The organism is Pseudomonas sp. TAE6080, from assembly GCF_018732265.1.
Classification (GTDB): domain Bacteria; phylum Pseudomonadota; class Gammaproteobacteria; order Pseudomonadales; family Pseudomonadaceae; genus Aquipseudomonas; species Aquipseudomonas brenneri.
Genome location: NZ_JAHIDY010000003.1, coordinates 72646 through 98988 on the forward strand (window position 1 = coordinate 72646; position 26343 = coordinate 98988).

A 26343-nucleotide genomic window follows, 5' to 3' on the forward strand; every position below is an offset into this window, starting at 1 on the left:
GTTGATCGCCTCGCAAGGCCAGCAGATTGCCCGATGGCCATGGCCCTGTCGAGTCTGGCAATTGTGCTGAATTCGTCATTGATCGCCACGCAAAACATCAATCGCCAGCGGGTCGATGGGTTCACTGTAGCGCCACTGCATGCCTATCCAATAACCCACAAGAAGGCGCCGCTATGTCAGCCCAAGGCAAGTTCAAGAAACAGCTGTCTCTGATCGACCTCACCTTTATCGGACTGGGAGCCATCTTCGGTTCCGGTTGGTTGTTTGCCGCCAGTCACGTGTCGTCCATTGCAGGTCCGGCGGGGATTTTTTCCTGGTTGCTGGGCGGCTTTGCGGTGCTGTTGCTGGGCATTGTGTATTGCGAATTGGGTGCGGCCCTGCCCCGTGCCGGTGGCGTGGTGCGCTACCCGGTGTATTCCCACGGCCCGCTGTTGGGCTACCTGATGGGTTTTATCACGCTGATCGCATTCTCCAGCCTGGTGGCGATTGAAGTGGTTGCTGCACGGCAATACGCCGCCGCCTGGTTTCCCGAACTGACCAAGGCGGGGTCCAGCGATCCCACCACCCTGGGCTGGCTGCTGCAGTTTGGCCTGCTGTGCCTGTTTTTCGTGCTCAACTACCGCAGCGTGAAGACCTTTGCCATCGCCAATAACCTGGTCAGTCTGTTCAAGTTCGTCGTGCCGTTGCTGGTGATCGGCGTACTGTTCACCTTCTTCAAGCCGGCGAACTTCCACTCCCAAGGGTTCGCGCCGTTCGGCCTGTCAGGGATCGAAATGGCGGTGTCTGCCGGAGGGGTGATTTTTGCGTACCTGGGGCTGACGCCGATCATTTCGGTGGCCAGCGAAGTGAAGAATCCACAACGCACCATTCCCATTGCCCTGATCCTTTCGGTGCTGCTGTCCACGGCCATTTATGTGTTGTTGCAAGTGGCCTTCCTCGGCGGCGTGCCCACCGAAATGCTCGCCAACGGCTGGGCTGGGATCAGCAAGGAACTGGCGCTGCCCTATCGCGATATCGCCCTGGCATTGGGCGTGGGCTGGCTGGCCTACCTGGTGGTGGCCGACGCGGTGATCTCCCCCAGCGGCTGCGGCAATATCTACATGAACGCCACGCCACGGGTGATCTATGGCTGGGCGCAGACTGGCACCTTCTTCAAGATCTTCACCCGCATCGACAAAAAGTCCGGCATCCCACGCCCGGCGCTGTGGCTGACCTTTGGCCTGTCGGTATTCTGGACCCTGCCATTCCCATCCTGGGAAGCGCTGATCAACGTGGTATCCGCCGCCCTGGTATTGAGCTACGCGGTGGCCCCGGTATGCGTCGCCGCACTACGGCGCAATGCCCCGGACATGCCACGCCCGTTCCGGGTCAAGTGGATGAATGTGCTGGGCCCGCTGTCGTTCATCATCGCCGCGCTGATCGTCTACTGGTCAGGCTGGAACACCGTGTCCTGGCTGCTGGGCCTGCAAATCGTGATGTTTGTGGTGTACCTGCTGTGCCGTCGCCTGGTGCCGACCCAGCACCTGAACATCGCCCAGCAAGTGCGCTCCAGTGCGTGGCTGATCGGCTTCTATGCAGTGACCATCGTGCTGTCCAAGCTCGGCAGTTTTGGTGGCCTGGGCGTGCTTACCCACCCGTTCGACACCGTGGTCGTCGCCGCCTGCGCACTGGGCATCTACTACTGGGGCGCAGCCACCGGCGTGCCTGCGCACCTGGTTGAACTGGAACACGAAGACGACGAAAGCGAAGCCGTGCTGCCCGCCACCGGCCTGCATCCGGCCAACGCGCAACTGGCCAATCACTAAGGAAGAGCTTGATGAAACAACTGCACGTGATTGACTCCCATACCGGCGGCGAACCCACGCGCCTGATCATGAATGGCTTCCCCGCCCTTGCCGGTCAGACCATCGCCGACCAGCTCGACTGCCTGCGCAGCGAACATGATCAATGGCGCCGCGCGTGCCTGCTGGAGCCCCGTGGCAACGATGTCCTGGTCGGCGCTCTGTATTGCGAGCCCGTCTCGCCGGGGGCCACCTGCGGGGTGATTTTCTTCAATAATGCCGGCTACCTCGGCATGTGTGGCCACGGCACCATCGGCCTGGTCGCCTCGCTGCACTACCTGGGGCACATCGCACCGGGAGTGCACAGCATCGACACGCCGGTGGGCCCGGTCAGCGCCACCCTGCATGAGGATGGCGCCGTGACCCTGCGCAACGTGCCCGCCTATCGCTATCGCCAGCAGGTGCCGGTGGATGTGCCAGGACATGGCCGTGTCTACGGCGATATCGCCTGGGGCGGCAACTGGTTTTTCCTGGTGTCGGAGCACGGCCAGGCGCTGCACATGGGTAATGTCGACGCCCTCACCGACTTCACCTGGGCGATGCTCAAGGCCCTCGAAGCCCAAGGTATCCAGGGCGAAGACGGCGCGTTGATTGACCATATCGAACTGTTTGCCGATGACGAACTGGCCGACAGCCGCAACTTCGTCATGTGCCCCGGCAAAGCCTACGACCGCTCACCCTGCGGCACCGGCACCAGCGCCAAGCTGGCGTGCCTGGCCGCCGATGGAAAACTTCAGGCCGGTGAGCCCTGGGTACAAGCCAGCATCACCGCCAGCCAGTTCGAAGGCCGTTTTGAGTGGGAAGGCCAGCGTATCCGCCCGTTCATCACTGGCCGCGCCTACATGACCGCCGACAGCACGTTGCTGATCGACGCACAGGATCCCTTTGCCTGGGGCATTTGCGCACCCGGCAGCATTTAACCAACCCCTTCCAAGGAGATAAAACAATGAGCGATAACATCTTCACCGGCTGCATCCCGGCCCTGATGACCCCATGCACTGCCGAGCGCCAGCCGGACTTCGATGCCCTGGTCGCCAAGGGCCGCGAGCTGATCGATATCGGCATGAGCGCCGTGGTGTATTGCGGTTCCATGGGCGACTGGCCGCTGCTCACCGAAGCCCAGCGCCAGGAAGGCGTGGCGCGCCTGGTGGCCGCCGGCATCCCGACCATCGTCGGCACCGGCGCGGTCAACAGCCGTGAGGCAATATCCCATGCCGCCCACGCGGCCAAGGTCGGCGCCCATGGCTTGATGGTCATCCCGCGCGTGCTGTCCCGTGGCGCCTCGGCGACTGCACAAAAGGCGCACTTTGCGGCGATCCTCAGCGCCGCGCCGAACCTGCCGTCGGTGATCTACAACAGCCCTTACTACGGCTTTGCGACCCGCGCCGACCTGTTCTTCGAACTGCGCCGCGAGCACCCGAACCTGATCGGTTTCAAGGAGTTCGGCGGCGCTGCCGACCTGCGCTATGCGGCCGAACACATCACCTCCAAGGACGATGACGTGACCTTGATGGTCGGCGTCGATACCCAGGTGGTGCACGGTTTCGTCAACTGCAACGCCACCGGCGCCATCACCGGCATTGGCAACGCCCTGCCACGGGAAGTCCTGCAACTGGTGGCCCTGAGCAAGAAAGCCGCCAAGGGCGACGCCAAGGCCCGACGCCAGGCCCGCGAACTGGAAGCGGCGCTGGCAGTGCTGTCGTCCTTCGATGAAGGCTGCGACCTGGTGCTCTATTACAAGCACCTGATGGTGCTCAATGGCGACCTGCAATACCGCCTGCACTTCAACCAAAGCGATGTGCTCAGCGATGCCCAGCGCCGCTATGCCGAGAACCAGTACGCGCTGTTCCGCCAGTGGTACGCCAACTGGTCGGCAGAACAGAACGTCGACTGACTGCCGCGCACGCCGCTGTGAAACCATCGTGTTGCGCAGCGGCTGGACTCTTTTAGCAAGGACTTACCATGACTCTGACAGGCAATATGCTGATCGGTCAGCACGCTACGCCCGGCACCCGCGAAGCCATCCATGCGATCAACCCAGCGACCAATGCTGCGCTGGAGCCGGCCTACCATGGAGGCACCACCGAGCACGTGGCCCAGGCCTGCGCGCTGGCATGGTCAGCCTTCGACAGCTACCGCGAGACGTCCCTGGCGACGCGTGCTGCATTGCTCGACACCATCGCCAGTGAAATCGAAGCCCTCGGCGATGAACTGATCGAGCGTGCCGTGGCCGAAACCGGCTTGGCGCCTGCGCGGATCCAGGGCGAGCGTGGTCGCACCTGCCAGCAACTGCGCACCTTCGCCCGTACCGTGCGCGCCGGCGAATGGCTGGATGTGCGGGTCGACCCCGCACAGCCAGACCGTCAACCCCTGCCACGCGCCGACTTGCGCCAGCGCCAGGTGCCGCTGGGGCCGGTGGCGGTGTTTGGCGCCAGCAACTTCCCGCTGGCATTTTCGGTGGCCGGGGGCGACACCGCATCTGCACTGGCTGCCGGTTGCCCGGTGATCGTCAAGGCCCATGGCGCCCATCCGGGCACCAGTGAGTTGGTGGGCCGCGCCGTGGCCCGTGCCGTCAAGCACTGTGACTTGCCCGAAGGCGTGTTCTCCCTGCTGTATGGTTCCGGCCGCGAAGTGGGGATTGCGCTGGTCACCGACCCGCGCATCAAGGCCGTGGGTTTCACGGGTTCGCAAAGTGGCGGCATCGCCTTGTGCCAGGCAGCCCAGGCGCGGCCTGAGCCAATCCCGGTGTATGCGGAAATGAGTGCAGTCAATCCGGTGTACCTGTTTGCCGGTGCCCTCAAGACGCGTGGTGAGGCACTGGCCCAAGGCTTTGTCACGTCGCTGACCCTGGGTGCCGGGCAGTTCTGCACCAACCCAGGGCTGGTGATTGCGGTTCAGGGAGCAGCGCTGGAGCGTTTTATCAGCCTCGCCAGCGAGCAACTAAAAGAGCGCCCGGCACAGACCATGCTCACCCCCGGTATCTTCAATGCCTATGAAACGGGCGTCGGCACCTTGGCCGAACATGCTCAACACGTGGCCAGCGGCTTGGCAGCGCAAGGCCCGAACCAATGCCAGGCGCAGCTGTTTACCACTCACGCGCAAGACTTCCTCGCCAACCCGCGCTTGCAGGCTGAAATCTTCGGCGCAGCATCACTGGTGGTGCAATGTGCCAATGACAACGAAGTTCGCCAGGTCACCGAACATCTCGAAGGCCAGTTGACCGCCACCCTGCACCTGGATGACGGCGATATCGAGCACGCACGGGCGTTGTTACCGACCCTGGAGCGCAAGGCCGGGCGCCTGTTGGTGAACGGCTGGCCGACCGGAGTCGAGGTGTGTGATGCGATGGTGCATGGTGGGCCGTTCCCGGCCACCTCGGACTCGCGCTCGACCTCGGTGGGCACAGCCGCGATCCTGCGTTTCCTGCGCCCGGTGTGCTACCAGGACTTCCCGGACAGCCTGCTGCCCGACGCCCTCAAGCACAGTAATCCGTTGGCGTTGCGCCGCTTGCTCGACGGCCTGAGAGAAGCCTGAACATGCCTGACAATCGTCAACCCGAGATCGACATTGCCGTGGTCGGCGCCGGCATTATCGGCGTCGCATGCGCCCTGCAACTGGCACGCCAGGGCCGGCGCGTCGTGGTTATCGACCAGCAGGCACCCGGCATGGGCGCCTCGTTCGGCAACGCCGGGCACCTAGCGACCGAGCAAGTGTTCCCCATTGCCGACCTGTCGATCCTGATGCGTTTGCCCGCAATGTTGATGGACCCCATGGGGCCGCTGCGCCTGGACTGGAAATACCTGCCCCACGCCCTGCCCTGGTTTGCCCGCCTGTTGTTGAACCTGCGCCCGACGGCCTACCAGCGCACGGTGGCCGGCATTCGTGCCCTTAACGAAAGCAGCCTGGGTGCCTGGCACCGCCTGCTGGCAAGCATTGCCCGGCCTGAATTGATGCGCGAAGACGGCTCGCTGCTGGTGTTTGAGCGTTCCGAATCACGGCAAGCGATTGAAGGATTGAAAGCGCGCATGACCCACCAACAAGTGCCGGTGGAGTTCTGGTCGGCCGACGCCGTACAGCAGGCCGCGCCGCAATTGAGTGAGCGGATTCAAGGGGGGTTGTTCTTTCCTCGTACCGGGCACTTCCTGGATCCGTATCGCGTGGTGGGCGAGTTGGTCGAAGCTGCCAAGTCCTGTGGCGTGCGCTTTCTCCAACAACAGGTCCAGGGCGGCCAGCTACAGGCCCAGGGTGTTACCTTGATCACCGACCAGGGCCAAATGTGCGCACGCCAGGTACTGATCGCCTGCGGCGCGCACTCGGCCAGACTCACCCTGGCACTGACGGGTAAAAAGGTGCCGCTGGACACCGAGCGCGGCTATCACCTGATGCTGCCCCATGAGCAGGAGCGGCTGCCGTTTGCCGTCACCTCGCTGGAGCGCAAGTTCATCATGACGCCGATGACCGACGGGCTGAGGCTGGCCGGCACCGTTGAGTTCGCCGGCCTCGACCGCCCAGCGAATATGGAGCGCGCCTGGCAATTGCATCGCCTGAGCCACGGCCTGCTGCGGCATGACCTGAGTGCTGAAGACGCGACGCCGTGGATGGGCTTTCGGCCTTCATTGCCGGACTCGCTGCCGATCATCGACCGGGTGTGCGACGGCAAAGTGTTGCTCGCGTTCGGCCATCAACACCTGGGCCTGACGCAAGCAGCGGTGACGGCCGAGCTTATCGCGCAGTTGGCTTCGCCGATCTACGTGCCACAGCCGCAGGGTTTGCCGGCACTTGAGGCGTATCGATTGGATCGGTTTTAAGGGTCGAGGCGTTCTTGCGCACGCCATCGCGGGCAAGCCCGCTCCCACAGGGGGTTGGTGGCAGGTCCGGGATTTTGGCCGCGACATGAATCAAGTGCGGGAACTGGCTTGCCTGCGATGGCGTTGGATCAGCCGCCACAGTTTGTGACTGAAACACCGCCATCACAGGCAAACCGCCACGCCGTACGCCGAGGACATCCACGGTGCCTTGCGACTGGAGATTGCGCGGTTGCTGGCCCCTCACTGATAAATAATCGTAAACGTCGCCGAAGCATTGGCCGGCCCCGGCGTGACCTTGCTCGCGGTTTGCAGGTAACGCGCACGCAGAGGGATCGAATAGCTGCCCTCGGTGGTGCGCAAGGTAAGGCCGCTGGCTCGGTTGGTTGCCAACGGCACAGGCGTACCGTTGCTGGTCGCCACCTGCACGCCGACACCGGTAGCGGCTGGTACATTCCCCGTCGCGCCAGGGTCGAGGGCAAGCACACCATTGGTTGCGTTGATCGCCACGCGGGCCGGGTCGATACGGTACTGCAAGGAGTTGTTGACTCGGGTACCGCTGCCATTGTTCGAACCGGAAGGTGACGTGCCACTTTGCGATTCCCAAGCCGGCCCCGTTGTCGTATAGATCCCGCTGAACGCCGGACAGTCATTCAAAGCGATGGCAAAATCCGTCCAACCCGTGGTGCTGTTGAGCCCGGTGAACTTGGCGGTCAGATGAGACCCCATAGGCACCGAAACATCTGGTGTACTACAAGTGCGCGAGACAATCTGAATACTGCCGGAGATGCCCATCTTGAAGCCCAACATCCTGGCATCGCCTGCGTTGGCATACAGGCTTATGGTTGGCAATGAGTTACCCATCAGTATCCCCGGTCTCACATCGCCTAGCTTGATCAGAATCAATTCAAAGTTGGCAGGGCCCCTATTCTGGTTGTCAGCAAACGGAATAAGGCATCTGAAACCCGACGAGCAGTTGGATGCTTGTGAGTTCGTACGCCTTGGCAGCAGGCCACCCGTGTTGTTGAAGGCCACCCCCAGTCCAGGGGTGCTGGTTCTGTAGACTTTGTTGGCATAGGTGCCGCTGGACCAAGTGGCCAAGGGGTAGCTTGTGTCAACCGTGTACTCTGTCCACAATTGAAAGGGAGCATACAAGCAGTCCAATGTCGGCGCATGGCCTGCAACCAGAGTGAACTTCTGGCGAAAGACCTCGGTGCCCACCGGTACATCGCGTCCCACGTTGATCGACGATACCTGCAGCGGCATCGAACCCACTGCCGCCTGGATACCACCGGTGTAGGTGCAGGTGACCGCCATGGCGGTGTCGGCCGCCGCCCATAGTGCCACAACGGCCAGGCACGGCTTGAGCAGAGCACTGATGTTCATAACTGTACCTTTTGAAGAGTGTTGGGCTGTACGCTGCCAGCCACTTGTTTACCGGCCGCACACACGGCGTCCAACTGCTGCAACTGCTGCCCTTCGCCGGGGCCGGCCGGGATCACCAGCGCGCATTGCTGATGGGTCTTGCTGCCCCAGTTGATCAGCAACTGGCGGGTTTCAGGCTTGATCCGGGCGTAGAGCTGACCGCCCTGCCCGACCATCCCCACCGACGTGCCTTCGGCATCGGTCACACCCGCACCGAAAGGCAAGCTGCTGCCGTCGTCGAGGCGCACATTGAGTAACACCGCGCGGCCCTGGTTGGTGGTGTATTTGAGATGCACCACGGCGCCGGCACGCGGGGCCACTTGTTGGCTGGTTTCGTTGAGTTCGACATCCAGCGAGCTGCCGATCGGGTCGATTGCCACTTCGTTCAATTCATAAGGGCGCAGGTACGGCACCACCGCGTTGCCGCTGCCGTCGAGCTTGAGCCCCGGATAACCAGACACCTTGGCGCCCTCGGCACCCGGCGCACTGACCACCGCCATGGTTTCACCGCGATACGGCGTCATGGTTACGCCCGCGGCATGGGCCACCACGGTACCGCTGGCGCCCACCGAGGCGCTGGTATAGCCATCGCCACGGCCCAGGGCAGCGCTGAGCATGGCCCGGGCGCCGGTGTACTGGCCATTAAGGGCTGCGCTCTTGCTGTTGTTGGCACCGTCATGACCGATGGTCGCACCGTAGCCATACTGGCGGTCATCGCCAGCGGTGCCACTGATACCGGCCTGCTCGCTGTAATTGCCTTCGGTGTCACGCCCCACCTGCGCGGTTATTTGCGGGGTGTGGCCAGACGCACCAAACTCCAGGGGCATGCTCATGGTCAGCAAGAAGCTGTTTTGCATATCGCCCAGGCCCATGCGGCTGCGGTTGGCGTTCACACTGAAGCTGATGCGATTGAACTGCTTGCTGTAGCTGAACTGGTACTGCAAGTCACTGCCCGGCAGGTTCCAATAGTTCTGCGCAAAGCCACTGATTGCCACTTGTCCCCAGTCGCCCAGGCTCTGATCGGCGGTGACTGAGAAGCGGCTGCGTGGGCGTCCGAACATGCTGGTGTCCCAGCCACTTTTCTCGGCATCGAGCAGTTGTATGGCGTTGCTGAAATCCAGGTATTCGCTGGTGGAAAACCGATAGGCCGCAACGGAGAAGTTACTACCGGTGCTGAGCACGTTCTTGCTGTAGGACACGCGCATACTCTGCCCTTTGGCGGCACCGGTGGCCAGGTCAGTCTGGGCGTGGGTCAAGTCAACGGCCATGGCCCCGATAGGCGTGCCAAATGCCAGGCCGGTCAGCACGGCCGTGTAGTCATCACTCGACTGCATGCCGGCAAACCCGGTGAAGGTATTGTTCAGGCCGTATTGCACAGTACCTTGCAACAGACGCGACTGCTGGTCGACGAAGTTGTTGCGGGTTTCACCGGCGGTCAGGCTGAAACGCGAGGTACCCGGGCGCAGCAATTGGCTGACCGAGGCATAGGGCACGATGAAGTTCTGTTCGGTACCGTCGGCCTCGGCCACGCTCACATTCAGGTCGCCGCCATAGCCGGTGGAGTACAGGTCATCGATCACAAAGGCGCCGGGGGCCACGGTGGTTTCCAGCAGGATGTTACCGGCCTGGCGAATGGTCACCCGCGCGTTGGTACGGGCAATGCCACGGATCACCGGGGCATAACCGCGCATGGAGTCGGGCAACATGCGGTCATCGCTCGCCAACTGCACACCACGGTACGACAAGGTGTCGAAGATCTCGCCGGTGGTGTTGGACTCACCCACCGTCAACTGGCTTTTCAGCGCAGTAATATCGCGTTGGGCGTAAGTGTCCAGGGCCTGGTATTCAGTGCCCAGGCGTGACTGCCAATTGACCGAGGCATTGTGGCGCAGGCGCCAGTCACCCAGGTTAAGACCGCCTTGCAGCCCCAGGAACGCCGAGTCGGAATTGCCGCTGCGGGTGTGGTTACGGTTGCCGCTGAAGTTATAGCTGAGCATACCGGCGGTGACGCCACGGTCCCACAACTCGGGGCTGACATAGCCGCGCGCATTACGCTTGAGCGCCATTTGCGGAATGCTCAGGTCGAGGGCCTGGTTATCCGGTGAAAAGTTTGCGGTGGCGCCCTGGATCAACATGCCCACAGCAGCGCAGCCCTGGTTGTCGAGAGCCAGGCTGGCTTCGGGCGACAGGCTGGACATCTCCACGCCCTGGCGTTCAAGCAAGCTACGGGTCATGCACACCACCGGCTTGCTGCCGTCGGCCTGGGCCTCGATGCGGATGTCCTGGCGGCTGTTCAACTGGCCGTTGAGCACCACGTCTGCACGGTATTGCCCCGGCATCACCGGGTTGCCGGCCTGGTAGGCACCAAGGTCGAGATTGCGCGAGTCCTCAGGCAGGAACGCGTCATTGAATTGCACCTCTTGCGCCAGTGCGTCCTGCACGGCTATTACGCCCGGGGCAACGGCCAGCACCTTGAGGATCAAGGCCGTGAGCGGATTCAAGGCGAAGCGAGGCCGCGCCCGCAGAAAAAGCCTGCTGCTGAAAGAGGTCGACATAAATGACTCGCGAGTAGAAACGTCAGGGATTGATCAGCGCTGGAGTGGTTTCCGAGTCGGGACCAGTGCGCCGTAATCATTGATGGCGTTGAACTCCACCAGGGCATCGCCGGCCGGTCGCGCCTTGAGCGCGGGCAGTACGAACTGCCGGGTTTCACCCGGAGCGATCATGCCGTCTTCACTGCGCTCACGCTGGGCGCCGGCCACCAGTTCCAGTTCAACCAGCGAGACGTAGAACGCCGTCGGATTGAACGCCTGCAAGGCCAGACCTTGCCCGTCACGCGCCGGCACCAGTTGCCATTGCACCTGCTCAATCGCCTCACTGGCAGTACCCGGCAAATCGCTCGGGCGGTAGAACAATTTGATCCGTGAACGAAACGCCATTTGCAGGGTATTGAGGTCCGTGCCGGCTTCAGGCTTGGGCGGAATTTCCAACACGTTGAGCCAGAACACCGACTCTTTGTCCTGGGCCAAGGGAGCCCCCGTGAACATCAGCCGCAGGCTTTGGCCCTTGGTCGGATCAATGCGCGCCACGGGTGGCGAAAGCAGGAACGGCGCCTTGGAGCTGGTCGGGGTCGACTTGACGTCGCCGGTATCGATCCACGACTGGGTCAGCGCTGGCTGCGTGCCGTTGTTATTGAGTTTTACGGTGATTTCTTTGTGGTCCGCCGGGTAGATCAGGCGGGTTCCAGTAATCACTACCCCTGCCAAGGCCTGGGAACACATCAGTGTCGCCATCCCTGTCAGGAGCAGTTGCTTGAATGCAAGTGAGCAAGACATAAAGCAATCCCGTTGCCGCATGGAAGCACGCCCTTTCAATAAACAGCAGGGCGTGTGTCCATGGTCTGCGACTTACTGATAGTTGATGGAGTAAGTCACGGAGCTGACAACGGTGCCCGGAGTAGTAGCAGCCTGGGCGAAGTACTGAACTGCGTATGGCAGGATGGCTGTGGTGTTTGCAACGTCGACACGGCTGGTCGAAGTGACCTGCACGGTGTTGCCGGCCATGATCGCCTGGCCATTGGTTGCGTCAACCAGTTGCAGTTGAACTTTGGTGGCAGAACCACTCACGTTCTTCAGGTTGCCGCTGGCCGGGTCAACGCTTCCGCCCGGCTCGAAGAAGGCAGCAGCGGTCTTGATCGCAGCAGAGCAATCGCTCAGCTCGATGTTGAAACCGGTCTGGCCGGCCACTTGGCCTGCGGTAGTCAGGGAAGCGGTGGAGATGGTTGGCAGCGTGACGGTAGTCCCATTCGCACCGGATGCACCGTTCACTGCAACTTTGCAGGTTTCGGCTTTAAGTTCGCCGTTGAAATCGATTTTGCCGTCCGAAGCCAGAGCAGCGGAAGAGACTGTGGCAGCGACCAGTACAGCGAGGGCGCGGGCTTTGTAATTCATGAGTAACTCCGAGAGAGCGATGTTCTACAGTAAGTTTTAAAGCTTCCGCTTGCCGGAGAGCTTCTGTGTTGTTGCGGGATGAAGTTTAGGGAGGACGCATCGAACTCAATATAGGAGTGCTCTGAAAAACAATTTAACGCCTAAACTTTTCAGCACTTACAGGCCCCGCAGAACTTACTGTTTCGCCTTAACTCCTGTTTAAAAAGCGTCGACACTGCGTCAATAGGATCACTCCTAAAAAGCGGTCACTCCAATAGTTCTTAAACCCAGCGTATTGGGCAAATACCGAAATAGAATGTTGGCGCTGCGGCCTGGCAAGTAAAACGCGGTGATCCCATCGCAATCACAGCCGCTCAGCCGCTCACCTGCGCCCCGCAGACAAGCCCACCCCGGTGCTCCAGCAAGCTACGAGCATGGTCCGCAATCGCTTCTGCCGGCCAGTTCACTTCATCCTGCACCAACGCTTGGATATGCTGCACCGTGACCGCAAAGTCTGCCCAGCCAATCACCAACGCTGCCATGTGCAGCTTCTGTATCGCGTCCAACGCCGAACTGCGATCACGCAGGGCAAGCCGCTCAATCAGGCGGTTGAGTTCCTTGTGCAGTTCCTCCGGCGCCGCAGCAGGTTCCGGACGCGGCTCAACCGGGGGAGCCTGGGGAACTTCGCACCAGAGTTCAATCATCTGTTGCAACTTGGCCTGTTCGATCGGTTTAGTCAGCACGCCATCTATACCCACGTCGAAACAACGCTGAAGGTATTCATTACCGGCAGATGGCGAGAGGGCAATGATTGGACAATAGGAGCGCTCCTGCTCACGCTCCAACTCACGCAATGCGCCGGCAATGCGTTGCGCGCCACCCTCTGGCGAGTCACAGTCGATCAGCACCATGTCGACCCTGCGGGCACTGAACAGCGCCCTCCCCTGGGCGGCATTCGCCGCCAGCAGCGCCCCGTGACCAAGGCTGCCGAGCAGTGCCTGCAACCCTTGCCGGCGGGGCAACGAATCGTCGAGCACCAGCACCTGCAAACCGTTGCTCACCTCAGGAGTCGGGGCCTGTTCGGTTGCCGGCAGTGCATGGCAAGCGGCGCGCTCAACAGGCAGCCTCACTTCGACCTGGGTACCGACGCCTTGCAGGCTACTGAGGACCAGCTCACCATGCATCAGCCGTACCAGCCGCCGACAGATCACCAGGCCCAGCCCGGTACCCCCCGTACGCCGGTAGGATTGTTTGGCCTGGGCGTAAGGCCGGAACAGCGAGGACTGCGCCTGCTCGGACAAGCCGATACCCGTGTCGATGACCCGAATCACCAGCTGTCGGACCTCAACCGCAGGTTTTTCCAGCAGTTGCAGTTGCACTTCGACCCGACCGATATCGGTGAACTTGACGGCATTGGACACCAGGTTGCGCAGCACCTGCGCCAGGCGTAGGTCATCCAGCAGCAAGGGATCGTCGGGGCGCTCGCCCGTCACCATCAGTTCAAGGCCTTTGTCCTCGGCGGGCGCTCGATACTCGTCCACTATCCGCAGGACCAGTGCCCAGAGATCCACCGGCTCAAGATTGAGAGTCAGTTGCCCGGCCTCCATCTTGGAGATATCCAGCACATCATCCACCAGCCGTAGCAAGGTGTTGGCCCCGCTATTGGCCAACCCGGTGAAGTGGCGCTGCTGCTCGTCGAGCGGCGTGTGCTCCAACAACTCGACAGCAGCCAATACAGCGTTCATCGGCGAGCGTACTTCATGGCTGATGACGGCCAGAAACATCGCCTTCTCTCGCTCACTGTGCATGGCCTGGCGCCGCTGCAGACGACTTTGCACGACCAGCGCGAGCAGCAGCGCCACCACGAACAGCAATAGCCACAGTTCGCCTTGGTAATGCTCGGCAATCGCCTTGATGGTAGGAATATCCAGGTTCATATCGGCGAACCAGGCGTCATAGATCGCCTTGCGCTCGTCGCTGGTGATGGACGCCAGCGCCTTCTGCAAAATGGACAGCAGGATCAGGTCGCTGTCACGTATCGCCATGCTTACGCCGGTACGTTGCTCGGGGACCACACCGGAAATCTGCAACACCCCACGGTATTGGCGAGACAGGTAGGGAATCAGCAACCATTCGGAGGCAATCGCCGCGTCGGCGCGGCCGTCCATGACCATCGCCATCATGTCCACCGCATTCTGCGCCGAGATGATGGTGATACCGGGCACCTTCTGCTGCAAGAATGCGGAATACCCTTCGCGCCCCAACATCACCAGGCGCTTGCCGGCGAGCTGCTCCAGGTCTACGAAAGGTTGATCGCCAAAACGGCTGACGAGGATAGTCGAGCTGTTGTTGTAAGGCGTGGTGTAGAGCAACCCGCGATCCTTCACCGGATCGTCATCACGGCGCCGGGTGGGCAATATGTCGACTTCGCCACTGAGCAGCATGTCTTGGCGAGCGCTGCGCGTGGTGGTGCTCACCGGCTCGAAACGCAGGTCCGTGCGCGAGCTGATCAACCCCAGGTATTTGGCCGACAACCCTCTGAGCTGGCCATCGCTGATGTATTCAAAGGGCAACAGGTTGTCGAATACCCCGACACGCAGCACCGGGTTGGCCGCAATCCACTCAAGCTCCTGCTGTGTCAATTGCATCGGCTCCGGGCTGGCCTGCGCTTGCATACCCAGATTACCCAGCAGGAGCCCTATCAGCAGCAGGCGTGCCAGTACGGCGCTCATCGCGGCGCCATCCGCGTGCTGCGGGCAGGCGCCAGCACGTCGAAGGATGTGCTCTCACCCATGGCATGCCAATGCTCAAGCAACGCCTGCAAGGCCTGCGCATAGACGGGACTATCCCAGCTCTGCTCCGCGCGCAACAGGCTCTCCAGGCGCTTGGCACTCTGGCCCAGGGCCGACCACTCCATAATCAGCGCCGCGCCGTGCACGCGATGGGCAACATGCACAGCGCTGGGACGATCACAAAGCGCTATCGCCTTGATCAGGCTTCCCAGGTCACTGGCCATTTCTCGATTGATCGCCGCCTGATCAAGCCTGGGTGCCATCAGGCTCGCACGGGGTGCCGCCAACTTGACATCGCACCAGCGCTCGATCACCTCGCGCAGTTGTCCCAGGCGTATCGGCTTGCTCAATACCGCGTCCATGCCAGCACCCATGCAGCGTTTAAGGTGCTGCTCACCGGTCAAGGCAGAAATGGCAATGATCGGGCAACGGGCCCGCCCCAACTGGCGCTCGAACACCCGCAGTTCGCGGACCAGGCTGTAACCGTCCTGGTCCGGCAGGTCGCAATCCATCAGGATCAGTTCGTAGGCCTGCTCACCGAACAAGAGCCGGGCCTGGGCAGCATCGGCAGCGATCACGGCCTGGCAGCCAAAACCGCCGATCTGGGCGCGCAGCACCTCCTGGTTGGCCAGGGTGTCTTCCACCACCAGGATCTGCAGGCCGTCGGTGACAGCCTGAGGCGCTGACGCCTGAACCGGTGGTTGTGCAGCGGGCTCAGGTGCAACGGTCACCGGCACGCAGAGAATGATGGTAGTGCCCACGCCCGGTTCACTGCTGAGGCTCAACGAACCCTGCATCAAGCTCGCCAGTTGCTGGCAGATCACCAGGCCCAGGCCCGTACCACCGGAGCGTTTGTACGATTGACTGGCCTGGGCATAGGGACGAAACAAAGAGGCCTGTACCGCTTCGCTCATGCCGATCCCGGTGTCGTGGACCTTGACTTGCAACTGCGGGTCACCGGCCTGCGAGGCCACCAGGCACAGCTTGATGTCGACACCTCCGGCATCGGTGAACTTGATGGCATTGGAAAGCAGGTTATGAAAAATCTGCGTCAGGCGGGAGCTGTCGAGCAACAGCAAGGGAAGCGGTGCCTGGATGTTCATATTCAAGCTCAAATGCTTTTCCCGGGCACGCAGGCGGTGCAAGCCAACCACACCTTGCACCAGCGCCGTGACATCGGTCGGCTCGACGCTCAGGCGCAAGGCCCTGGCACCCGAGTCAGGCGTGTGCAGCACATCATCAAGCAAGCGCACCAAGGCGTTGGCGCCGCTATTGGCCAGGTGCGCAAAGTGGCGCTGCTGCTCATTGAGCCGGGTGTGCCCCAGCAACTCCATGGCCGCCAGCACGGCATTCATCGGTGAACGTATTTCATGGCCCATGACCGCCAGGAACATGGTTTTTTCCTGCTCGTTACGCACCGCCTTCAAGCGCTGGCGATGACCGCGATAGACCAGCACACACAAACTGGTCAGCACCAACGCCCCGAGAATCAGGATATGCAAGTAGTGGCTGGCGATGGTTAACAGAGTCGGAACATCCAGGTCCAGCTCTTGATACCAGTGTTTATAGATCTCATTGCGTTGCTCGGCGGTGATTGATCCCAGGACTTTCCCAAGGATCGAAAGCAATATGACCTGATCATCGCGAACTGCCATGCTGACATCCAGTATCTGGCTCCCAACCACGCCCGACGTTTCCAGCACGCCCTGGAACTGCCGATACAGATAAGGCATCAGGAAGGTTTCGGAAGCGACCACTGCATCGGCCCTGCCATCCTCGACGCGGGTCAGCATCTCCAGGGCCGAGGTGCTTTTGATCAGGTTGGCGTAGCCCCCCGTTGCCCCGAATATCTGCTCGTAATGATCAACGTCGGGGATCATTACGGTTTTACCTTGCAGTTGATCCAGATCAAAAATGCCGGGGCTGTCGACGCGCGTCACGATGATCGGCGCGGTGGTGTGATAGGTCAGCGCGGTAAAGCCTTCAGTGACCGGCTCAGTCCTGAAGTGCAGATAAGAGGACAACAGGTCGACCTGACCTTCAAGGAGCATTTTCTCGCGTATCTCCAGGGTCTTTCCCGGTACATACGTGAATTTGAGACCCGTGGCATCCGTCACAAATTGCAGATACTGCGCTGAGCGGCCTCGCAGTATCCCCTCACTCATGTACTCGAAAGGAATCAGGTCCTCGACCACGCCCACCCGTAGCACCGGATGCTGCTCTATCCAGCGTTGCTCCTGTTCGCTCAACTGAATGGGGCCTGCACAAAGGCCAGGCGTTCCCCCCATCAACCACAGCAGCACACCCCCACATAGCCACTGCCTCATGGCGAACCAATGATCTTGTTGAGCTTGAACAGTTCGTTGTTCGACGTGACCCCCAGCTTGCGAAACGCCGAAGTTTTCTGGGTACTGATGGTCTTGATGCTGCGATTGAATTTTTCGGCGATTTCCGTGATGGTCATGCCTGCCAGGTAACAGCGGATGACTTCCTGCTCGCGACTGGTCAACTCCGCCAGGATCAGTGCGTCCGGCACCTCGTCCGAAGCCTTGCGGGTATCGCTGGTGACGGTTTCGGCCAGGCGATAGGTCATGTCGGTACTCAGGTACACCGCCCCCGAAGCCACTTTGCGGATGGCCTTGAGCAACTGGCCCATGTCTTCGCCCTTGCCAACAAACCCCCGGGCACCGACGCGCATGGCCAGGCCCACGGTCGCCGGGTCGTGATGGCTGGACAGGATGAGGATCTGGCAAGCAGGAAACTTGACCCGTAAGGCGCGGATCAGCGACACGCCGTCCAACTCATCGGGGCTCAGGGAGAAATCCAGCAGCAACAGGTCGGCAGGCGCCGTGGCGAGACCGGCGATCAGGTCTCGGCTGCGCTCATAAATGCCTACCACTTCAAAGTTCGTCTCGGCGGCCAGGGTATTGGCCAGGCCATGGCGAACAACAGCGTGGTCATCGAGTAAAGCAATACGTATAGGTTTCATCGTGATCAAGCCCACTCAGCCCAGCACACGCGGTGCTGCTGGAAAACAGGGATAACTCTGCGATACAACGTCTGATACGTACTTGAGTATATGTAACAAACGGAAAATGACACGGCGCACAAAGCCAACGGGCTCACACACCCTCAATGATGTGCTTGATCTTGAACAACTCGTTGTTCGACATCACACCCAACTTGCGAAAGGCCGAGGCCTTTTGTGAGCTGATGGTCTTGATACTGCGATTGAATTTCTCGGCAATTTCGGTGATGGTCATGCCCGTCAGGTAACAGCGGATCACTTCCTGCTCACGGGCAGACAGACTGACAAAGCGCAATGCGTCCTCACGACTCCTGGCCTCCCCGTCATAAGTGACAGCCGTCGCTTCGGCCACCCGATAAGCCATGTCCGGACTCAGGTACACCGCCCCCGAGGCCACCAGCCGTACCGCATCGATCAACTGGGTCATGTCTTCGCCCTTCCCGAGAAAGCCCCGGGCGCCGACACGCAGGGCCAGGATCACGGTGGCGGCATCATGGTGCGTGGAGAACACCAGAATGCGGCATTGTGGAAACTTCACCCGCAGTGCGCGAATCAGTAAAACTCCGTCCAACTCATTCGGCCCAAGCACGTAGTCCAACAACAGTACCTGTGCCGGATCTTTCGCCAGCCCTGCCAGCAGGTCACGCGTGCGGGAATAGACGCCGACCACTTCAAAGTCAGGCTCCTGCACCAGCCGATTGACCAAACCATGTCGCACGATTGCATGATCATCCAGCAAAGCAATTTGTAAGCGTTTCATAGATCACAGGACACTCTGTATAACGAGCAAAAAGATGAATAACACCCATTCATCATTGGTAAGTTGCCGTCATGGCTGACGGACCTACAACATCAATTACATCCGTGCAACTGAGCAATCGCACACTAAAAGAGTAACGGGCGAACTTTTGTTTACGCAAAAAAGTGCCCACAGACAAACTTTAAAGTTGCCCGGTGAACAGTCGATTTCTCAAGTCAATTACAGCAAGCAATAATTACCCGACGCAAAGAGGCACTAATTCCTGGAGCCCTCGATAAAAAATTCGATGATGGAAATTTAAGGCAATAACGCAGAAATGGACATCGGAGCACTCCTAAAAACACCATCAGTCTTAGGACTGAAGGCGAGCGGAGGCGCGTTACTGGGGTTTTCCCTGCTCGATCACGAAACCCAGGAACGCATCGATTTCCATTGGCCGAGCCAGGGCATACCCCTGGCCGACGCGACATCCCAAGCGGTGCAGCAACGGGATGGTGGACTCATCCTCGATGCCCTCGGCCACCAGGTTCAAATTGAGCAAGCCCGCCCAATTGACGATGCCTGCGATCACCTTGCGTGACGAGGCATGCTGCTCGACAGCCCGCACGAACGAGCCGTCGATTTTCATCTCATCAAACGACAGGTTTGCCAACAAATTCAAGGTGGCCGCCCCAGTACCAAAGTCATCCAGGGACACCTGAAAACCCTTGGTGCGAATGGCCGTCAGCGAAGCCGACAGCAAGAGTTCATCCGGCTCAGGCACATCCTCGGTGAGTTCGATTTTCAGCAGCCGGGTTGGCAGGTCGGCCTGCCGCATACGCGCCGCCATACTGTCAGCGAAGTGCGGGGTGCAAATGGTTTTCGCCGACGCATTGACCGCAATGGGAATCCAGATGCGTTCACGCTTGAGGGCCAGCATGACCCGGATGGTCCACATTTCAACCAGGCTGAACAGCAACAGGTCCAAGCCCAGCCGGTTGACCAGGGGCATCAGCACTGACGGCGGTATTTCACCAAACTGCGGATGCTTCCAGCGCACCAACGCCTCGGCGCCCACCACACGCCGGCTCAACAGTTCGAACTGTGGCTGGAACACGAAGCGCAGCCCCTCCCCTGTGGTCAGGGCATTGATCACTTCATCCTCGGCCAGGGCGTCGAAGGTGGCCATGTTCAACTTGGGGTCGGCTTCTGCGCGGGTCAGCATCACGGCTCGCAAGGCATCGCCCAGCTCCAGAGGCGTGCCGTCACGCAGGATCTCCACCAGAATACCCGCGGTGCGGGCCAGACGCGCATGGGACTCCAGTGCGCTCACGGCCACCCCGCCAATGTGTCTGATCCAGAATTGATTGTTGCTACCTTGTCGAGGCGGTACACAGGCCCCATCGACCGCTTGCGCCCGAGCATTCAAGGTGGTTTCACCCGTCCAGAAAATACTCGGCAACTGCGTCAGAGTGCCAGCGTCATACCGCCCCTTGAGCAGGCTGGGCAGCATCAACCCATCGTCGCACCCAAGCCGAATTTCGCAGACGATGACATCGACCGGGCTTTCATCCAGCCAGGCCTGCATTGCGCTCAAGGACTCAACATTGGCCAGAGGCGTAATACCCATAGCACTCAAGGCGCCGGAGAGCCGACTTGCGCAGGTAGCGTCGGTTGCCAACGTGATGACGCGCAAGGCGTTGAACTCGTTGGGCACGGCGGCATTTAAGATCATGACAAGAATTTCCCGAGACTGTTTCCAGGAAAAAAGCTTATCAGTGCCAAAAAAGAAGCAAATAGGATTGGGACTAAAAGCCCGGCGAATCAGATCAAGCACCAGGGCCTTTGGTTCTTGGTCAACGCGCCCCAGCGACAGCACGAACAACGTGATGGCAAAGACCGTCAACTGTGTGGTGAGAAAGTGCGGGATGACTCTGGACATGAGCAACGTAGCGACCGAGAACCCTTCTCGATGAAACACTGCCAGGATGGCACCGATGGGCATCAACACTGCCCCATCGGCACCCCACTTTCCTGCGTGTTCTAGAACACGTATTGCAAGCGCATCACGATGCCATCGCCCGTGTCATCGCCCACGGTGTTGCTGACGTTATCCGTGCGGGCCTTGACGTAGTTGGCACTGACCTTGACGGCTTCGTTGGCGTACCAGTTGACCCCCAGGGTGTGTGCCTTGCCCTCGCTGTCGCCGACCTGGCGCACGTTGGTGCTGACCACCACATTGTCGTCCTCGACAGTAAACGCGTCGTAGCGGTAGAACACCTCCCAGGCGCCGATCTGTTTGTTCTGCGGCTTGATCGAGTCGAACTTGGCGCCATCGAGTTTGTAGAGGCGTGGCTCGCCGGTCAGGGTGTAGGCCATCTGCGCGTAATAACCGCTGGCCTTGATGTCACTGCGTGCGGCATCGGCCTTGAGCGTCCGGCGCAGGTATTCGCCCTGTACCGAGAACGCGTCCAGCGCCCAGGCGCCTTCCAGGCCCCACACCGAATCGTCCTGCCACAAACCCTGCTGGGCAGCACTGCCGCCAAATACCGAGCGGGTACCGTTGGTGCCCGCGCTGTTGCCACCATTGGTCTCGACGCCACGCATACCCATGCGTGAACGGATACGGGTGTCGATGGCTGCATCCTTGAGGTCACGGTAGGCGTATTGCAGCCCCACGTGCAGCACATTGCCGGACTCATGCAACGGCGCAAACACACCACGCAGGTTGTAGCGCTTGACGCTGTCACCGTCGGTGTCGTTGTTGTTTTCGCTGAATACGCTGCCGGACAAGTAGGCCATGCTCCCTACGACGCCGGTGGCCTGTACGCCCATGCCGGAGTTGTCGTTGATCCACTCCGCCACGTCGTAGGAAAGGTTGCGCTCCAGGGCCGTGACCCACTTGGAACTGGTGGCTTTCTCCAGGCCGAAATCCGTGTAGAAACGACCGACTTTCAGATTCAGTGGATTGAACCCGGTGTAAGTCACACTGCCTTCGTCGAAGTAGCCTGTGCTGTCATTGCCCACGTTACGGGACAGGTCGTAATTGATCTGATACTTCCAGTCCTTGTAGGCCGTACCACCAAACTCCAGGTAGGCCCGACGAAAATAGGCGGCGTCTGCCGAGTTACCGTTACGGGTGTAGTAGTCATTGAACCTGGCGTAATCAGCCTGGATACGCCCGCCCAACTTGAAGCTGAACTCTTTGTCGGCGGTGGCAACTTCGAGGCCGCCCTTGGTTTTCAGCACGATATCAGCACCATCGGTGGTCACCGTGCCAGCCTGAACCGACATGGCCAATACACTGCCCATGACGGCCAGGCTCAACTGAGTGAATCCAACGTATTTCGAATCGCTAATCGACATCAACTTCCCCTCGTTATCGTTAAGTACAACTTGGCGACGGGGAGCTTCCAAAGAGCAGATGACGGTTTGGGTTTATTTAAAAGACACTTTTGTGACGGTGACGACTTTCGCTCTTGAATCACGACGCAGGCCTTATAAACAAAGGGCCCAGCAACTTCCAAAGGATCTCGCCAAATATTTCAGAATGATTAAAGTTGCTGCTGACTCAGATGACACTCCTCCACCTCAAGGGGGCTAGCCGACCACTCTTTCAAACCAATCACTGCGCTCGTCAAAGGCTTTGTGAATCAGCGCCACCAACGCTTGCACATGAGGTTGCTCGGCCGTCAAGGGCGCAGTGGACAGCCATGCCAGCCGCTCCATGCGTTCGCTGAATAACGGCGTCAGGCCCAGCAGCGTCTTGTCCAGATGGGTGATGTAGTTTGGCAACAAGCCGACACAGGCACTGTGCCTGACCCACTCCCGCACCCACGCCTGGGAATGCACCTGGGCTACTGCCCTCTGGCGCTGTTTGACCAGGCGGTTCCAGGGCTCAAAAGCCGCCACCGGAGCATTCGTACGACCTTGTACCAGCATAAAGTCAGACAGGTCTGCGATTTGCGCCGGCAAACGGTTACCGCGACAGTAGCGCTTGGCAATATGCGGGCTGTAATCAATGCGTGCCAGCCGTTGCGGCGTGGTCATGGCAAACCCAGGGGAAGGCCGCGGGCGACCAGGATCGGCCAGCCACACCATGATATCGGCCTGACGCGTTGGCTCGCCCGTCAACGGGATGACTTCCAACTGCATTGCCGGGTGCTTGCGCATGAAATCCAAGACCTCACGCGCCAGCAGATCGTGCATGAGGGAATCTTCCACGGCCAGGCGCAACAACGGTTGAGGCAAGACGCTCGCCGGTGGTTGCACATCGCCAAAACGCGCCACCAGTGCCGCTTGCAGACGCTGCCCCTTGAGGGTCAGGCGCAGGGCGCTGTCCTGATACACAAACAGCGGGCTATCCAGATGGCTTTCCAGGTGGATCATTTGTTTGCGCAGCACTGCGGCGCGGATATTCAGGCTTCTGGCGGCCTGGCGAAAACTGGCACAACGTACGCATGTCAGAAAACGTTGCGCCAGCTCACGGTCAATCAACGGTGGCGGTGCAGTCATAAGGCAACCTTTCAGCGGCCATTATTACGGCACTGCCCCATGACTTTATATTCGATGGTATTGAGCTTGCCGCCCGAATCCTCGTAGGTCATGCGCGATGGCACGATGTCACAGGAGCGGATCGGTGGCGTTATGTTGACCACCTTGGCGATGTCCAGCTTCATCCCGTAGCGATAGCCCTGGACCTGGGGCTCGTCCTTGCCTTTTTTTGCCGCATAAGCGGCCATGGCTTTCTGGTTATCGCTCATCATCTGGTCGAACACACGGTCACCGCCTCCCGTGGCGAGCGCGGCCGTGGACAGTGACAACATCAATGCAGCAATACTTAGTTTTAACAGGTTCATAGGGTTTATCTCTCAAGTCACTACAGCAAACTTTCCAGACTTGAGATTAACGAACCGACCCTTTCACCAAGGTAGCTTGAAGATTACCTTTCTGTTATCAACCACCAAGCATTGCCTGAAACGACGACGATGATCACCGCCTAGGCAACGTCGGGCGGATTACAAACAAACTGACCCGCCACTTTGGGTCAGCGTAACGCTGGCGACGGGTGAGACCTATCAGGTGAGTATCGAACAACTGAAAACCGGTTTTGACCCAAAGGAGCAATCGAGTAGCAGCCGCATCCGATAATTCAGACAGGGAGCAAAACAGTGATCGGCATTAGGGAAGCAACCATAGAAGCCATCCCCCTACTTCGGAATCTCGGCATGGAGACCTATCGAGAGCATTTCTCTGACATCTGGAGCGCTGCGGGCATGCAGGACTTCCTGAACAAAGACTTCTCAATCCGCGAACTCCAGCAATCAATCGAGTCGCCTGCCTGTCATTGCTGGCTTATGGCATTTGATGCAGACAACCAAGGCGTAGGCTTTGCCAAGATCAACTGGTCCAAACCCATGCCCTTGCCTGGACAGGTTGGTGCTGAGCTTCAGAAAGTCTACTTCCTCAAAACACAGGCCGGCCGAGGCTACGGGAAGCAGCTCTTGCAGTTCATTTTTCAGTCAGCAAAAAACCGTCAGCAAGGCTCTATCTGGCTGGAGGTGCTGAAGTCCAATGCCAGTGCGCAGCGTTTCTATGAAAGCTGCGGGTTCGAGGTGCGAGGAGAAATACCGTTCAGTACCGACAAGGCCGATATCGGGATGGTGGTGATGAACTGTGGCCTTTCCCGGTAGCCAGGGGGCTACGCCGCTCATACCGCTCACATCTTAATCACCAAAGGAATGGCAATGATCTTCGACTGGCACTCCGGCCCCATCACCCGCACCACCCCATTGGATAAGCACTACCGAAATACGCAAAAGGTTCGCCAGTTTCTGGTCGGCGAGTGCGGGGAGTCGTTCAGGTTCGACCGGCCGTTCATGGCCTGGATCAAGAGTGGCGAGCCCTTGACGATGGGAGACGTGGCGGATATGTGGAATCGCAAAAACGTAGGGGAAATATTTGTGGCGCCTCAGCAGCAGACAAATGACTGATCAGGGTGGCTGGTGCGTAACGCACGCCAGGAACCTTTTTCACAATCGGGACTCAGTGCTGCATGTTTTCATACCAATGACTCAGCGAATTCCCGATGATTATCCGAAGATCCCTGCTCTGTATCGTCTTGGTAGCCATCGGCTTTCTTGCCGGGTATGCCGCCAAACCAAATAATGGACTTCAAGTGACTGCTGGCCAACTGATCGAATGTGGCCAGGTGACCATTCCTACCCTGGAGATGTGAACCCGAAGTCACAGCACGGTCGCCAGCGACCGCAACGGCTGTTGCCAGCAAAACCAGACATCCAAGTAAATAACGCATTGATCGCTTCCCTGCGAATAGTCTGCGGATTTAATAACTGACTGGAGCCAAAATGGTCATTGACGACGCGCTCGCCAAATATTCCACGTACCCCTGCGCAAAATCCAAATACGCCCGCACGATAGCCGACGGATGACGGTGTGATGGGTAGATCAGGTTGATCTGCTGCTCCGGCAGTGGATGCTCAGGTAGCAGCACCAGCAGCTTCCCTTCGCGGATGGCGGGCCCGGCTAGAAAAGGCGGGAGCTCCGTCACCAGATCGCCGGCCAACGCCCGGCTGCGCAAATGCGCATAGTCATTCGTGGTCAACATGGCCTGCGGCTTGAATTCCACGCTTCCCAACTGCCAGGTTCCCTGACTCCAGGTGCCACAGGGATAACCGTGCAAAGCCTCGACACTGGCAGGCATACCCAGCCTTTCAATCAGCGTCGGACTGGCCACCAACCAGTGGCGATAGTTCAGCAGGCGGCGGGCAACCATGGTCTCGTGGGCAATCATGCCGACCCGCAACGCCACATCGACACCATCCTCGATCAAGTCGATACGCCGCTCGGTGGTATGGACGCTGACCTGGACCTGTGGATAGCGGCGCTGGAACGCCGACAAGACATCCCACCAGGGCTCAAACGAAGGTGGTAATGACAACCGAAGGCGGCCTTTGAGCAGCGCCTGATCACTGATCACCGCCTGTTCGCCCTCGGCCAACGCTTCAATGCCGCGACTGGCATGTTCGTACAACCGCATCCCCGAATCGGTGAGCCTGGTGCCTCGTACAGAGCGTTCGAGCAGTTGCACTTTCAGTTGCTGTTCAAGCTCGCGAATACGCCGGCTCAAGGTCGGCAATGGAATATCCAGGCGCTCGGCGGCAGCTGACAGGCTGCCGGTCTGCGCTACGCTGACGAACATGCGGACGGCGTTGAAGTCCATGGCTTAACCTCTCAGTAATAAGAGGCACGATATATTTTTTGTGGGTCATCTTCCAGTTTCGATTGATGGACAGTGCAGCCTTCATGAGGATCTGTGGCTGGTTAAAGGAGCGGCGACTCAAGGTTGCGCCTTGCCCGAGCAGCCTGGGTTCTTCCGTCATAACCCCAATCGGTTGCCGGGCTCTCCTACACAACGATGTAAGTTGCCGGGTTGCGATCCGGTAACGCTCGACAAAGCAACGACATGGCACTCGCTATGAAAACCCCTTTCTCTTCTTCAGAGTTCGTGCTTGCGGTCTCACAGACTTCAAGATGTGCCGCTGTCTGCTAACCACTACCGCCAATAGTCCAGCGATGTCCTCCTGGCACATCTCACAGCAAAAAAGCCCCCCGGCTATTTGACCAATGGGTGATGGCATCCCCACAAGCAAACTCAGAAACGCCTTATGTTCACGGCTCCGAGTGGTCGTTAAAGTGCGCTGCTTACGAGTTAGATTCAGGACAAAAACTTGACTGATTTCAATGAGTTAACTATAATAGCA

Annotated in this window: 21 protein-coding genes; 7 read left to right on the forward strand and 14 right to left on the reverse strand. The window is 59.6% G+C overall.

Annotated features, from left to right (window positions below; translation table 11 throughout):
• Positions 1-173: 173 nt before the first annotated feature.
• From KL786_RS03935 to KL786_RS03955, 5 genes are all read left to right on the forward strand, one after another.
• The gene (locus KL786_RS03935; RefSeq protein WP_215516815.1) at positions 174-1805 is read left to right on the forward strand and encodes an APC family permease; all 1632 of its coding nucleotides are present in this window, start codon (positions 174-176) and stop codon (positions 1803-1805) included.
• Positions 1806-1816: 11 nt separating this feature from the next.
• Positions 1817-2761 carry a 4-hydroxyproline epimerase gene (locus tag KL786_RS03940; RefSeq protein WP_215516816.1) on the forward strand — a complete coding sequence of 315 codons (945 nt, stop codon included), beginning with the start codon at positions 1817-1819 and terminating at the stop codon, positions 2759-2761.
• 26 nt (positions 2762-2787) lie between these two features.
• Entirely contained in the window at positions 2788-3735 is a 948-nt protein-coding gene (locus tag KL786_RS03945) for a dihydrodipicolinate synthase family protein (RefSeq protein WP_215516817.1), read from the forward strand.
• Positions 3736-3803: 68 nt separating this feature from the next.
• Positions 3804-5375, forward strand: a complete 1572-nt coding sequence (locus tag KL786_RS03950) for an aldehyde dehydrogenase (NADP(+)) (protein ID WP_215516818.1) — start codon at positions 3804-3806, stop codon at positions 5373-5375.
• 2 nt (positions 5376-5377) lie between these two features.
• A complete protein-coding gene (locus tag KL786_RS03955; protein ID WP_215516819.1) occupies positions 5378-6649 on the forward strand; it encodes an NAD(P)/FAD-dependent oxidoreductase in 1272 nt (423 codons plus the stop codon).
• Positions 6650-6889: 240 nt separating this feature from the next.
• Here the strand turns inward: KL786_RS03955 and KL786_RS03960 are convergent, their stop codons facing one another.
• From KL786_RS03960 to KL786_RS04015, 12 genes are all read right to left on the reverse strand, one after another.
• On the reverse strand, positions 6890-8032 hold the full coding sequence (locus tag KL786_RS03960) for a fimbrial protein (RefSeq protein WP_215516820.1): 1143 nt from the start codon (positions 8030-8032) through the stop codon (positions 6890-6892).
• The gene (locus KL786_RS03965; protein ID WP_215516821.1) at positions 8029-10626 is read right to left on the reverse strand and encodes a fimbria/pilus outer membrane usher protein; all 2598 of its coding nucleotides are present in this window, start codon (positions 10624-10626) and stop codon (positions 8029-8031) included. Before KL786_RS03965 ends, KL786_RS03960 begins: the two co-directional genes overlap by 4 nt.
• A gap of 33 nt (positions 10627-10659) precedes the next feature.
• Positions 10660-11406 (reverse strand): fimbrial biogenesis chaperone, encoded by a 747-nt coding sequence (locus tag KL786_RS03970; protein WP_215516822.1) that lies wholly within the window; start codon positions 11404-11406, stop codon positions 10660-10662.
• Between the two features lie 72 nt (positions 11407-11478).
• Positions 11479-12021 (reverse strand): fimbrial protein, encoded by a 543-nt coding sequence (locus tag KL786_RS03975; protein WP_215516823.1) that lies wholly within the window; start codon positions 12019-12021, stop codon positions 11479-11481.
• A gap of 353 nt (positions 12022-12374) precedes the next feature.
• Positions 12375-14732, reverse strand: coding sequence for an ATP-binding protein (locus KL786_RS03980; RefSeq protein ID WP_215516824.1), 2358 nt, complete (start codon positions 14730-14732; stop codon positions 12375-12377).
• On the reverse strand, positions 14729-17041 hold the full coding sequence (locus KL786_RS03985) for an ATP-binding protein (RefSeq protein ID WP_252193588.1): 2313 nt from the start codon (positions 17039-17041) through the stop codon (positions 14729-14731). The genes KL786_RS03980 and KL786_RS03985 overlap by 4 nt, the downstream gene beginning before the upstream one ends.
• Before the next feature lie 74 nt (positions 17042-17115).
• On the reverse strand, positions 17116-17781 hold the full coding sequence (locus tag KL786_RS03990) for a response regulator transcription factor (RefSeq protein WP_215516826.1): 666 nt from the start codon (positions 17779-17781) through the stop codon (positions 17116-17118).
• Between the two features lie 133 nt (positions 17782-17914).
• Positions 17915-18580, reverse strand: coding sequence for a response regulator transcription factor (locus tag KL786_RS03995; RefSeq protein WP_215516827.1), 666 nt, complete (start codon positions 18578-18580; stop codon positions 17915-17917).
• A 379-nt stretch (positions 18581-18959) separates the two neighbouring features.
• Positions 18960-20294: an EAL domain-containing protein gene (locus KL786_RS04000; RefSeq protein WP_215516828.1), complete on the reverse strand. Its 1335-nt coding sequence runs from the start codon at positions 20292-20294 to the stop codon at positions 18960-18962.
• Positions 20295-20602: 308 nt separating this feature from the next.
• Positions 20603-21871: an OprO/OprP family phosphate-selective porin gene (locus KL786_RS04005; RefSeq protein ID WP_458730142.1), complete on the reverse strand. Its 1269-nt coding sequence runs from the start codon at positions 21869-21871 to the stop codon at positions 20603-20605.
• Positions 21872-22159: 288 nt separating this feature from the next.
• Entirely contained in the window at positions 22160-23074 is a 915-nt protein-coding gene (locus KL786_RS04010) for a LysR family transcriptional regulator (protein WP_215516830.1), read from the reverse strand.
• A gap of 11 nt (positions 23075-23085) precedes the next feature.
• A complete protein-coding gene (locus KL786_RS04015) occupies positions 23086-23418 on the reverse strand; it encodes a DUF2790 domain-containing protein (protein ID WP_032857318.1) in 333 nt (110 codons plus the stop codon).
• 312 nt (positions 23419-23730) lie between these two features.
• Between KL786_RS04015 and KL786_RS04020 the strand changes: the two genes are divergently transcribed.
• Both KL786_RS04020 and KL786_RS04025 read left to right on the forward strand, forming a co-directional pair.
• Positions 23731-24252 (forward strand): GNAT family N-acetyltransferase, encoded by a 522-nt coding sequence (locus KL786_RS04020; RefSeq protein ID WP_215516831.1) that lies wholly within the window; start codon positions 23731-23733, stop codon positions 24250-24252.
• A gap of 54 nt (positions 24253-24306) precedes the next feature.
• The gene (locus KL786_RS04025; RefSeq protein ID WP_215516832.1) at positions 24307-24552 is read left to right on the forward strand and encodes a DUF6434 domain-containing protein; all 246 of its coding nucleotides are present in this window, start codon (positions 24307-24309) and stop codon (positions 24550-24552) included.
• A gap of 68 nt (positions 24553-24620) precedes the next feature.
• Here the strand turns inward: KL786_RS04025 and KL786_RS04030 are convergent, their stop codons facing one another.
• On the reverse strand, positions 24621-24875 hold the full coding sequence (locus tag KL786_RS04030; RefSeq protein WP_215516833.1) for a hypothetical protein: 255 nt from the start codon (positions 24873-24875) through the stop codon (positions 24621-24623).
• Between the two features lie 30 nt (positions 24876-24905).
• Positions 24906-25802 (reverse strand): LysR family transcriptional regulator, encoded by an 897-nt coding sequence (locus tag KL786_RS04035; RefSeq protein ID WP_215516834.1) that lies wholly within the window; start codon positions 25800-25802, stop codon positions 24906-24908.
• Positions 25803-26343: the final 541 nt, after the last annotated feature.

Coding starts and splice junctions, on each gene's coding strand:
- KL786_RS03935 (WP_215516815.1), top strand. CDS start 174: ATGTCAGCCCAAGGCAAGTTCAAGAAACAGCTGTCTCTGATCGACCTC.
- KL786_RS03940 (WP_215516816.1), top strand. CDS start 1,817: ATGAAACAACTGCACGTGATTGACTCCCATACCGGCGGCGAACCCACG.
- KL786_RS03945 (WP_215516817.1), top strand. CDS start 2,788: ATGAGCGATAACATCTTCACCGGCTGCATCCCGGCCCTGATGACCCCA.
- KL786_RS03950 (WP_215516818.1), top strand. CDS start 3,804: ATGACTCTGACAGGCAATATGCTGATCGGTCAGCACGCTACGCCCGGC.
- KL786_RS03955 (WP_215516819.1), top strand. CDS start 5,378: ATGCCTGACAATCGTCAACCCGAGATCGACATTGCCGTGGTCGGCGCC.
- KL786_RS03960 (WP_215516820.1), bottom strand. CDS start 8,032: ATGAACATCAGTGCTCTGCTCAAGCCGTGCCTGGCCGTTGTGGCACTA.
- KL786_RS03965 (WP_215516821.1), bottom strand. CDS start 10,626: ATGTCGACCTCTTTCAGCAGCAGGCTTTTTCTGCGGGCGCGGCCTCGC.
- KL786_RS03970 (WP_215516822.1), bottom strand. CDS start 11,406: ATGTCTTGCTCACTTGCATTCAAGCAACTGCTCCTGACAGGGATGGCG.
- KL786_RS03975 (WP_215516823.1), bottom strand. CDS start 12,021: ATGAATTACAAAGCCCGCGCCCTCGCTGTACTGGTCGCTGCCACAGTC.
- KL786_RS03980 (WP_215516824.1), bottom strand. CDS start 14,732: ATGAGCGCCGTACTGGCACGCCTGCTGCTGATAGGGCTCCTGCTGGGT.
- KL786_RS03990 (WP_215516826.1), bottom strand. CDS start 17,781: ATGAAACCTATACGTATTGCTTTACTCGATGACCACGCTGTTGTTCGC.
- KL786_RS03995 (WP_215516827.1), bottom strand. CDS start 18,580: ATGAAACGCTTACAAATTGCTTTGCTGGATGATCATGCAATCGTGCGA.
- KL786_RS04000 (WP_215516828.1), bottom strand. CDS start 20,294: ATGATCTTAAATGCCGCCGTGCCCAACGAGTTCAACGCCTTGCGCGTC.
- KL786_RS04005 (WP_458730142.1), bottom strand. CDS start 21,871: ATGGGCAGTGTATTGGCCATGTCGGTTCAGGCTGGCACGGTGACCACC.
- KL786_RS04010 (WP_215516830.1), bottom strand. CDS start 23,074: ATGACTGCACCGCCACCGTTGATTGACCGTGAGCTGGCGCAACGTTTT.
- KL786_RS04015 (WP_032857318.1), bottom strand. CDS start 23,418: ATGAACCTGTTAAAACTAAGTATTGCTGCATTGATGTTGTCACTGTCC.
- KL786_RS04025 (WP_215516832.1), top strand. CDS start 24,307: ATGATCTTCGACTGGCACTCCGGCCCCATCACCCGCACCACCCCATTG.
- KL786_RS04030 (WP_215516833.1), bottom strand. CDS start 24,875: ATGCGTTATTTACTTGGATGTCTGGTTTTGCTGGCAACAGCCGTTGCG.
- KL786_RS04035 (WP_215516834.1), bottom strand. CDS start 25,802: ATGGACTTCAACGCCGTCCGCATGTTCGTCAGCGTAGCGCAGACCGGC.